This is a genomic window from Paraburkholderia unamae (assembly GCF_003268775.1).
Lineage (GTDB): Bacteria > Pseudomonadota > Gammaproteobacteria > Burkholderiales > Burkholderiaceae > Paraburkholderia > Paraburkholderia unamae.
The window spans coordinates 162,836-172,823 of the sequence record NZ_QLSU01000017.1 but is presented as its reverse complement, the minus strand read 5'-3'; the positions used below and the strand labels follow the sequence as shown (position 1 = coordinate 172,823).

The 9,988-nt window shown below is 67.4% G+C and carries 11 protein-coding genes, 1 tRNA gene and 1 pseudogene; 4 read left to right on the top strand and 9 right to left on the bottom strand.

Annotation, left to right across the window (positions count from 1 at the left end; genetic code table 11):
- The 3 genes and pseudogenes from C7401_RS26415 to otsA all read left to right on the top strand — a co-directional run.
- On the top strand, window positions 1-573 hold a 573-nt coding region (locus C7401_RS26415), incomplete at its 5' end, for an AAA-type ATPase lid domain-containing protein (protein WP_146758000.1).
- Between the two features lie 429 nt (window positions 574-1,002).
- Window positions 1,003-1,224: a hypothetical protein gene (locus tag C7401_RS26405; RefSeq protein WP_112174363.1), complete on the top strand. Its 222-nt coding sequence runs from the start codon at window positions 1,003-1,005 to the stop codon at window positions 1,222-1,224.
- A gap of 223 nt (window positions 1,225-1,447) precedes the next feature.
- A pseudogene (gene otsA / locus C7401_RS26400) lies at window positions 1,448-2,860 on the top strand (alpha,alpha-trehalose-phosphate synthase (UDP-forming)); the annotation flags it as partial.
- A gap of 231 nt (window positions 2,861-3,091) precedes the next feature.
- On the opposite strand, the gene C7401_RS26395 reads toward otsA, so the two are convergent.
- From C7401_RS26395 to C7401_RS26355, 9 genes are all read right to left on the bottom strand, one after another.
- On the bottom strand, window positions 3,092-3,667 hold the full coding sequence (locus tag C7401_RS26395; protein ID WP_112174361.1) for a hypothetical protein: 576 nt from the start codon (window positions 3,665-3,667) through the stop codon (window positions 3,092-3,094).
- Between the two features lie 151 nt (window positions 3,668-3,818).
- Window positions 3,819-5,231, bottom strand: a complete 1,413-nt coding sequence (locus C7401_RS26390; RefSeq protein ID WP_112174360.1) for an MFS transporter — start codon at window positions 5,229-5,231, stop codon at window positions 3,819-3,821.
- 87 nt (window positions 5,232-5,318) lie between these two features.
- Complete coding sequence (locus C7401_RS26385) at window positions 5,319-5,822, bottom strand: YbhB/YbcL family Raf kinase inhibitor-like protein (protein WP_112174359.1); 504 nt, start codon at window positions 5,820-5,822, stop codon at window positions 5,319-5,321.
- A 209-nt stretch (window positions 5,823-6,031) separates the two neighbouring features.
- Window positions 6,032-6,481 (bottom strand): very short patch repair endonuclease, encoded by a 450-nt coding sequence (locus C7401_RS26380; protein ID WP_112174358.1) that lies wholly within the window; start codon window positions 6,479-6,481, stop codon window positions 6,032-6,034.
- A gap of 45 nt (window positions 6,482-6,526) precedes the next feature.
- Window positions 6,527-7,852: a DNA (cytosine-5-)-methyltransferase gene (dcm, locus tag C7401_RS26375; RefSeq protein ID WP_112174357.1), complete on the bottom strand. Its 1,326-nt coding sequence runs from the start codon at window positions 7,850-7,852 to the stop codon at window positions 6,527-6,529.
- A gap of 138 nt (window positions 7,853-7,990) precedes the next feature.
- Window positions 7,991-8,299, bottom strand: coding sequence for a hypothetical protein (locus C7401_RS26370; protein ID WP_224042603.1), 309 nt, complete (start codon window positions 8,297-8,299; stop codon window positions 7,991-7,993).
- Between the two features lie 70 nt (window positions 8,300-8,369).
- A complete protein-coding gene (locus C7401_RS26365; protein WP_112174356.1) occupies window positions 8,370-8,642 on the bottom strand; it encodes a hypothetical protein in 273 nt (90 codons plus the stop codon).
- A 130-nt stretch (window positions 8,643-8,772) separates the two neighbouring features.
- Window positions 8,773-8,847 (bottom strand) — tRNA-Arg (locus tag C7401_RS26360).
- Window positions 8,848-9,063: 216 nt separating this feature from the next.
- Window positions 9,064-9,246, bottom strand: a complete 183-nt coding sequence (locus C7401_RS26355) for a rubredoxin (RefSeq protein ID WP_112174355.1) — start codon at window positions 9,244-9,246, stop codon at window positions 9,064-9,066.
- Window positions 9,247-9,498: 252 nt separating this feature from the next.
- Between C7401_RS26355 and C7401_RS45660 the strand changes: the two genes are divergently transcribed.
- Window positions 9,499-9,903 (top strand): DUF4399 domain-containing protein, encoded by a 405-nt coding sequence (locus C7401_RS45660; RefSeq protein ID WP_112174354.1) that lies wholly within the window; start codon window positions 9,499-9,501, stop codon window positions 9,901-9,903.
- Window positions 9,904-9,988 lie beyond the last annotated feature (85 nt).

The following is a 9,988-nucleotide window of genomic DNA, read 5'->3' as shown; positions in this document are numbered from 1 at the left end:
ACCGACGTGCGCCTGATCGCGGCGACCAATCGCGACCCCGAACAGGCCGTGGCCGACGGCAAGCTGCGTCTGGACCTTTACCACCGCCTGAACGTATTCCCGATCAGCCTGCCGCCGCTGCGCGAGCGCGGCAAGGACGTCGAGCTGCTGGCCCAGGCGTTTCTCGACGAACTGAATGAGCGTCACGGCACGAAAAAGCAGTTTCCGGCCGCCGTGCGCGAGATGCTGGCGGCCTACCCGTGGCCCGGCAACGTGCGCGAGCTCAAGAACTACGTGCAGCGCGCGCATATCATGTCGGGCAACGACGGCGATTTCACGGCCACGGTGCCGTTGCAGATTTCGCTCTCGAAGCCGGTTGCCGGCACCGCCGTGACGATCCCGTTCGGCACCTCGCTCGCCGACGCCGATCGCCAGCTCATTCTGGCGACGTTAGATCAGTGCGGCGGCGTGAAGACGCGCGCGGCCGAGATTCTCGGCATCAGCCTGAAGACGCTCTATAACCGTCTGGTCGAGTACGGCAACGAAGGCGGTGGCAAGGGCGACGCGCCCGCGCGCGTGGCCGGCGGCGCCTGAGCCGGAACAGGCAGACAGCCGGACGGCAGCCAGAGCGTACGCTCGCCCTTGCGCGGGCGCACTGGCGGTACGACGCTTGCAGTGTGAGTTTCGCGTCCATCATGAGGAGCGAAAGATGCCGAGCTGCAAATCCCTTGACGCCGTCCGCGTGAAGCCCTGGCTTGCGCACACCCCGCAGCCCGACGATCCCCCACCCGATCAACCCGGCGAGCCCGACGTGCCCCCCATCGGCGATCCGCCGCCGGAGCCGGGAGAAGTGCCGCACACTGTCGCGCAACGAGGCCGTTCGGGCGCCGTCAGGCCAAGCTGACGGTTTTTATGTACTAGTTACAAACGCTTCGCCTTTTTTACCGGCAAATTCACGCGGCGAACCCTAGACTATAAAAAAACGCCACCGCCGCGTGGCCGCCTGCCGCTGGAGGCATCGACATGAGACATCCTGCTTTGCGCCGCTCCGCACGTTACTCGGGCAAACGCGGCCCGCGCGACTCGCAAGAGAAAAACGGCCCGCCGCCTTCGGTCACGCCCGACCCCGCGGGCCAGAACCGTCCGGCGCCCGGTGTGCCGCCCGACGGCGAGCACAACCAAGGCGGGACGCGGGCTGAGGGCATCGAGTACCAGCGCGATCTCGGGTCGGAACAGGACGCCTGAGCGCGCCTGATCCCGCCATTGCCGCACGCTGCGCGCAGGCGGCTTGCATCGCCTGTCTGATCACCGGGCATTTCCGTTCATGCGTGCTTGCCGCGCGGAATTTGCTCGTCCTGACGGTTGCCGGAAAATTTTCTTGCTCCGGACCTTGCTGATCCGGCACGCATCTTGCGTTCGTCGTTTATGCATCGTCTTCGGACCCAACGAAACAGGAGGTATAGCCGCAATGGGCAGACTGATCGTGGTATCGAATCGCGTTGCGCCGACCCAGGAGGGACGGCCCGCAGCTGGCGGGCTGGCAGTCGGCGTACTCGACGCGCTCAAGGAAACCGGCGGTGTATGGTTCGGGTGGAGCGGCGAAACCGTCGCGGAACCGTCCGCACCGGTCATCGAGCAGCAGGGCAGCGTCACCTACGCGACGGTAGGTCTCACCCGGCGTGACTATGACCAGTATTACAAGGGCTTCTCCAATACGACGCTCTGGCCGACGTTCCACTACCGCAACGACCTCGCGCGCTACGAGCGCCAGGAATACGGCGGCTACCTGCGCGTGAACGTTTCGCTCGCGCGCCAGCTACAGCCGCTCATCGAGCCCGACGACATCATCTGGGTGCACGACTATCACCTGATTCCGTTCGCGCGCTGCCTGCGCGACCTCGGGGTGAAGAACCCGATCGGCTTCTTTCTGCATATCCCGCTGCCGGTGCCCGAAGTCATGCGCTCGGTGCCGCCGCACGAAGAGCTCATGAAGTTCATGTGCCACTACGACGTCGTGGGCTTCCAGACCGGCGCCGACCGCCAGGCCTTCCTCGATTACATCGAGCGTGGCGGCCACGGCACGGCGAGCGAGGACGGCATGGTCCACGCGTGGGACCGCATCCTGAAGGTGGGCGCTTACCCCATCGGCATCTATCCGGACGCGATCGCGAAGTCGGCCGGGCAGTTTGCCGACCGCAAGCCCGTGCGCAGCCTGCGCGACGCCATGCGCGGGCGCAAGCTCATCATGAGCGTCGACCGGCTCGACTACTCGAAGGGACTCGCCGAGCGCTTCCAGGCGTTCGAGCGCCTGCTGCAAAACGGGCCGGGCTGGCATGGCCGCGTGTCGCTCCTGCAAATCGCGCCGCCTACGCGCTCGGACGTGCAGACGTACCAGACGATCCGTCGCAACCTGGAAGGCGAGGCGGGCCGCATCAACGGCCGTTTCGCGCAGCTCGACTGGACGCCGATCCAGTACCTGAACCGCAAGTACGAGCGCAACCTGCTGATGGCGCTGTTCCGCGAAGCGCAGGTGGGCTATGTCGCGCCGCTGCGCGACGGCATGAACCTCGTGGCGAAGGAATACGTGGCTTCGCAGGATCCCGACGATCCCGGCGTGCTGGTGCTGTCGCAGTTCGCCGGCGCGGCGGAGCAATTGCCGGGCGCGCTGGTCGTGAATCCGTACGACCTGAACCAGACCGCCGAGGCGCTGGAGCGCGCGCTTTCGATGCCGCACGCGGAGCGCGTTTCGCGCTATCAGGACATGATGGCGTCGCTGCGCGAGAACAACCTCTCGGTGTGGCGCGACACGTTCCTCACGGACCTGCGCAGCGTCGCGACGGCGGCGTCGGTCACGGCGCGAGCGCGCCAGGCCGCGCCTGTGGACAAGGCGTCCGCACCGGCTGCACCGGCACCGGCATCTCCACCCGCGTCTACGGCGACGACTGTGCCGCGCGCGGCAACGCGCGCGCAATGAGGTTGGCGGCGGCGATGATGCCGCCGCACGGTTGATCGAACGCGAACTCGAACGCGCGGCGCACGTTCGACGCGCATCCACCCACGCGGCGGCCTAAGGGCCGCCGCGTTTTTTTACGCTCGCCGCCGTGCTTCTCGCTCAGGCCTGCTGGCGACTCGGTTCGGCGAACGGCATCGGCGCGCGAGTCGGATCGAAATCGGCCCAGTGACCGTCGTGCCACTGGCCCGAGGCGCGCTCGATATCGGTGGCGCCCGCGTCGCGCAGCAACTGTGCGGCGCAGTCCTGGTTCTCGTAGCAGACATGCACCGAGAGCAGCACGCCGGAGTTGCGCGTTTCGTGATGGACGATCTCGCGGTGCGCGAGCGTTGGCTGCGCGGCGGACTTCGCACCGACGCTCGCGCCGATGCGCGCCCCGATCCACGCGCCCACGCCCGCGGCGATCACGACCGAGGGCAGCGCCGCCGAGAAAGCGCTGAAAATCACCACGCCCACCACCGCGCCTGCCACGGCACCCGCGGTGATATTGCGTGTGTGATGCGGCGAAGCGGCGGGCGGCGCGCCAACGCTATGGACGCCGTGGCGCGCATGCTGGCCGCGCGGATTGACGAAGAACAGGTTGACGTCTTCTTCGACGAAGCCTTCCGCGTACAGCTTTTCCGCGGCGGCTTCGGCGATGGGGAAGGTCGTGAACCGACCAGCGACGATCAGTGACATGGGAATCCCCCCTTGCCGGCTTCGGCAGGTTGACTCGCCGGGAACGGAAACACCGGGCGTCGCCGCAAAAAGCGGCGCGCCTTAAACCCATGTTAGTGCTTGCGCGTGCGCAGGGTTAGGCCGCGCATGCGCGTGGCGCGAAGCCCTGCATTCAGCCCGGCGTTTGCGCCGCGTTGCCCGGTATCAGCCGCAACACGCTCACCACGGCCGCCACGGCGGCGAAACCCGTCGCTACATAAAGCGCGACGGTCGGCCCGTGTTGCGGCGCAATGCCGAAGATGAGCGCGACGAGCGCCGCGCCGAGCGTTTGCCCGGTGAGGCGCGCGGTGCCGAGCATGCCGCTCGCGCCGCCGCTGCGTTCGCGCGGCGCGGAGGAGAGGATCTGCCGGTTGTTGGGCGACTGGAAAACACCGAATCCCGCGCCGCACAAGGCCATACGCCAGCAGATATCGAACACCGTCGGGTGGGCGCCGAGCGTGGCGAGCGAGAGCAGGCCGAGCGCGAAAAGCGCGAGGCCGATGCCGCCGAGCATGCCCGCCGGATAGCGGTCGGACAGGGCGCCCGAGAGCGGCGCCGCGCCGATGATGATGAGCGGCCAGGGCGTCATGAGCAGGCCCGTGTCCACCTGCGAGAAGCCGAAGGTCTCCTGGAGCATGAAGGGCAGCGCGACGAACGCGAGCATCTGCGCGCAGAAGGAGCAGACGGACGTGCTGATCGACAGCGCGAACACGGGGTTGGCGAGCAGGTCGACGGGCAACAGCGGCGCGGGCTGCGTGAGCTGCCTTCGCACGAAGAACCAGCCGATCACGATCGCCAGCACGAATTCGAGCGCGACGAGCCGGTTGCTCTCGCCGTGGCCGAGACCGTCGACCGCGAAAATCAGCAGCCCGAACACGACGGCGTTGAGCAGGGCGCTCAGGTAATCGTAGGGCGCCGGGTGCCGCTCGTTCACGGGCAGCACGCGCATGCCCAGCACGAACGCGGCGATGCCGATCGGCACGTTGATCGCGAACAGCCAGGGCCACGACGCGATGGCCAGCACGCCCGAGGCGAGCGTGGGCCCGACCGCCGAGGCGATGGCGACCACCATCGCGTTGATGGCGACGCCGCGGCCGAGTTGCGTGCGCGGGTAGATCATGCGCACGAGCGCCGTGTTCACGCTCATGATGCCCGCGCCGCCTAAGCCCTGGACCATGCGCGCGAGCGCGAGCTGGGGGAGCGTGGTGGCGAGCGCGCAGCCGAGCGAGGCGACGGTGAACAGCATCATGCCGCACAGGTACACGCGCCGGTAGCCGATGCGGTCGCCGAGCGAGGCGAGCGGCAGGAGAGAGATGGTCACCGAAAGCTGGTAGGCGTTGACGATCCAGATCGAGCTTGCCGCGCTCGCATGGAGGTGCCGCGCGATGGTCGGCAGGGCGACGTTGGCGATCGCGCCGTCGAGCACGGCGAGCGTGATGCCGAGCGCGACCACGAGGATCGCGTAGTAACGCTGTGGAAAGGGCAAGCCGGTTTCGGCTTCGGCGGAAGAGTTGGCGGAGAGTTCGGAAAGCGTGGGCGTGGGCATCGACGGGAGAGGCGGCGCGCGCCCGATGTGATCGTCACGGAGCGCGCCGCCGGCAGCATGTTATGGGCTGTGGGCCTGGCTGTGGGCCTATTTCAGTTCGTAGAGCCCGACGTAGGTCGTCGAGTCCACTTCGTTCAGATGCGTCATGAAGCGCGCCACCGCGTTGGTCGTCTCAGGCGTCACGGGCAGTTGCGCGGCCTTGAGCGCATGCACGCGGAAGATGTAGCGGTGGGGCTTGTCGCCGCGCGGCGGCGCAGCGCCGCCGAAGCCCACCGTGCCGTAGTCGTTGCGCATCTGCACCGCGCCTTGCGGCAAGAGGCTCCCGTCGGCCTTGCCGGCGTTGCGCGCGAGCGAGCGTACGTCGGGGGGGATGTTCACCACGACCCAATGCCAGAAGCCGCTGCCCGTGGGCGCGTCCGGGTCGTAGACGGTGAGCGCGAAGCTCTGCGTGTCGGCGGGCGGCTCGTCCCATTGCAGCGCGGGCGAGACGTTGTCGCCGTCCACCCCGAAGGCCCGCTCGTCGAACTCCTGCGCCTTCGGCATGAAACCGTTGCTGGGAAAGTCATCGGACCATAGACGGAAATCAGCCATCGGTTGCCTCCTTCGCTTGGAATCCGTATTTGGGATCATTGGACGGGCGCGCTCACGCGCATGGCCGAATCTTCGCGGGCCGTGGCGCAAGCGTAGCCAGTCGATCGAGTTTATCACCGGGAGCCGGGCAGGCAGGGGGCGCTTGACAGTGTTGCATGCGGGTGCCGCATGCGTTGCGCACGGCGCGAGGTTGGCGCGAGGTTGGCTCGTCAGGCGCGCGCCTCGAACCACCCCGAGGTTTCGTCCTCGAGCCACGCGGCGAGGCGCTCGACCACCGCCTGCGGATCGTGCTGCGCGCCACGCAACGCGCATTCCCAGATCACCGCCACGCGCCAGCCCTGGGCCGCGAGCGCGGCGAGCGCCTTCGCGTCGTTCAGGCGGTTGCGCGCGATCTTCTCGCGCCAGAACTCGGGGCGCGTTTGCGGCCACTTGAAGAGCGCGCATTGATGGCCGTGCCAGAAGCAGCCGTGCACGAACACCACGGCGCGCCAGCGCGGCAGCACGATGTCGGGCCGCCCCGGCAGCTCGCGCACGTTCAGGCGAAAGCGAAAGCCGCGCCGGTGCAGCAGGCTGCGGACCAGCTTCTCGGGCTTCGTGTTGCGCCCGCGGATGCCGGACATCATCCGGCTGCGGGTTGCGGTATCGACGACGTCGACCATCGTCTGTCGCCTCGCTTTGGTTTGCCCTGGCGCGCGGCGCGGCGTTTAGCGGCCTGCGGCGGTGGCCATCGGCGCCGTGGTGGCCTGGGTTGCGGCCCGGGTTGCGCGCACAGCGCTCGCGCGGGCGGCGGCCGGCGCGGCCTCTCGCTGCGCGGCCAGCAGCGCGTCGAGATGCGGCATCATCGTGCGCGCGACCTCGCGCATCACCGGCATCACGACGCTGTTGCCGAACTGACGGTACGCCTGGGTATCGCTCACGGGAATGCGGAAGGTGTCGGGCAGGCCCATCAGCCGCGCGCACTCGCGCGGCGTGAGGCGGCGCGGGCGCAGTCCTTCGCCCTGGTGCACGAGGATCTCGCTGCCGTCCTTGTGATAGCGCGCCGAGAGCGTGCGCGTGACGCTCTCCGGAAAAGCGAGACCGTAGCCGAAGCCGTTGCCGGCCGCGCGGTGCTTCTCGGCGTATTGCTGCAAGTAGGCCCAAAGGCCCGGCGTGAGCGTGTACTTCGGTTGCACGCGGCGCGCACTGTGATCGAAGAAACGTTCGCCGTCCCACGGCAGGATCGGCTCGCGGCCGTCGGTGCGGTGCAGGATCGAGGCGAGGCGCGGTCCCTCCTCGGGCAGCGCGAGCGCGTCCCAGGAAAACGCGCTCGGCTCGCGAAAGCCGACGATGATGATGCGCTCGCGATGCTGCGGCGTGAAATGACGCCCGTCGATCACGCGGTAGTGCACGTCGTAGCCCAGCTCGTCGCGCAGCACCTGGAGGATCACGTCGAAGGTGCGGCCGCGGTCGTGCGAGACCAGGTTCTTGACGTTCTCGAGCAGGAAGGCGGCAGGCCGCTTCTCGGCGATGATGCGCGCGACGTCGAAGAACAGCGTGCCCTGCGTCGTGCACGCGAAGCCGTGCGGACGGCCGAGCGCGTTCTTCTTGCTCACGCCCGCGATGGAGAACGGCTGGCACGGAAAGCCCGCGAGCAGCACGTCGTGGTCGGGCACCTCGGGGGCGTCCACGGCCGTGATGTCGCCGATGAACGGATGATCCTCGCCGTAGTTTTCCAGGTAGGTCTTGCGCGAGAACGGATTCCACTCGCTCGTGAACACGCACTCGCCGCCGTGCGCCTCGAAGCCTTTGCGGATACCGCCGATGCCCGCGAACAGGTCGATGAAGCGAAAGCGCGCGTGCTGGCCGCTCGCCCGCTCGCCGCCGTGCAGCAGCTCGCGCAGCGCGGCTTCGAGCATCGCGGGGCAGGGGGTCTCGCCTTTTTCCCAGCGCCGCACGGTCTTCACGTCCCTGCCGACGTGCGTGGCGATTTGCTGCTGCGTGAAACGCTTGCGTGCCTGCTGGAGCAGGTCTCTCGGTTCGGCCGTGAGCACGGAGTCCTCGTTAGGGTATTTTTGCGGACATTATGACCGATGCTCGACCCGCGGCACCAGGAATTCCCGACGCGCGCGTGCGGAAAAGCGCTGCCCACGAGGGCGTGCGACGTCGAATCGATAGGTGGAGACGGCGAATCAGGAGCGTTGCGGCGTGGCGTTGGCCTGCTTGCCCGCTGCGGCGGCCGCGCTGGCGACGTTCAGGTCGTGCAGGTCGAGGATGAGCAGGAGGCTGTCGATTTCGCTCAACTGGCCTTTGTTCACGAGACCGGTGTCGAGCAGGCGGTGCAGGCGCTGGCGCCAGTAGCTCGCCGCGAGGATCGGGCCGCCAAAGTCGCCGGCCAGCGACAGGGGCATCACGCGCCGAATGTGCGCGATATCCTGGTCGATGAGATTCGACATCATGTAACCGGCGGGGAGGGGACGCGTGGTGTCCATAAGAGCCATTACGGCACTTTTTTCCCCGCCTTTAGCGCATTTTGGCTCGGTACTTACCCTAAATCAGCGAATGCGTGACTTACTCCGCGTCCGGCGCCGGGGCGCCCGGCGCCTGGGCCGCGCTTTCGAAGAAACGCCGCGTCGCTTCGAACGCGTTGAGCATCTGCTCGGGCCAGGGGGTTTGCAGCATCACGGCCTGATGGTTCTCGAACGCGGCGCTCAACTGGCGGGCGAGTTCGGGCGAATTGAGGTGACGCAGCAGCACGCTCACGGCGATGGCGGTGGCCTGGCTCGCGCCGGCGGTTTGCAGCTCGGAAGCGGTGAGGGCGGCGACTTGCTTGTTGATGTCCATGGAAAACCTGCTCGGGGAAGAGGGGGCAAGGTGCGCGCATGCACGGAGGGGAACGGGAGAGACAGGACCGGCGGCGCACGAACCGGTCATGCCAGTCACACCGGCTGACGGTCTGTCGTGTTCTCGCGGCTGGTCCCCCTGGCAGGAATCGAACCTGCATCTAGCGCTTAGGAGGCACTTGTTCTATCCATTGAACTACAGGGAGCGCGCTGGCAAACACGATTTACGCACGACGTGCTGGCTCCGCCTGACCGCCATGTTTCCCAAGTCACCCGTCATGGCGCGGAGCCGTCGCGACGCATATCGCGACGTAGGGCCAAGAGTATAGCAAAGGCGTTCGGGCGCGAAAATGACGCAGAAGCGTGACGCAGAAGCGTGACGCAAAAGCGTGACGCGGAACTATGACGCCGCAATAGCCGGATCAGAACTCGACGACGGTGAAATCGGCCTTGCCCACGTCGCACAGCGGGCAACGCCAGTCGTCGGGAATGTCGGCGAAGCGCGTGCCTGCGGCGATGCCATCGCCGGGCAGACCTTCTTCCTCGTTGTAGATCCAGCCGCAAATGAGGCAGACCCAGCTCTTGTATTCGATTACTTCGCTCACAGCGCGTCCTTCGTCAAGTCGATTCGATGCATGCCCGTTATCTGTCCCTTTGTATTGTTCAGGTTGGAGGCGGGCGACCCGCGATGTTACCGGAAAACGAGGGGAGCGCCGCCGCGCCCACGGGTGACGCCGGGCTCGTGCCGGGCCACACGCGGTTGCGTCAAGCACACCGCGAGCGTTCACGCGCCCGGTGTATGCTGGCCGCGAGCGCACACGGTGCGGATCGAATCGGCAACTTTCGAGGAGCGGACGATGAACGGAAAGAGAAGCGGCCTGGCGGCGGCGGTATTCGTGGCACTCGTTGCGGTAAGCGGCGCGGCGCGCGCCGATGGCGTGTATTTCGTCGAGCCGAAGGACGGCGCGACCGTGAGCAACCCGGTGCACGTGAAATTCGGCGTGGACGGCATGACGGTTGCGCCCGCGGGCTCGACCGCGCCGAAGACCGGCCACCACCATCTGCTGATCGATGGCCAGCCGCTGCCGCAAGGCGAAGTGGTGCCCGTGAGCGACAAGTCGCTGCACTACGGCAAAGGCCAGACTGAAACCGATGTGACACTGCCGCCGGGCGATCACACGCTCACCGCGCAGTTCGCGGACGGCGCGCACCGCTCGTATGGGCCCGAGTGGAGCAAGACGATCACGGTTCACGTGAAGTAGCGGGCAAGCCGGGGCCGCGTGCGGCACGGACCTGCGCGGCACGGACCTCCGCGGCCCGACCTCCGCGGCCCGGTACAATGCCCCC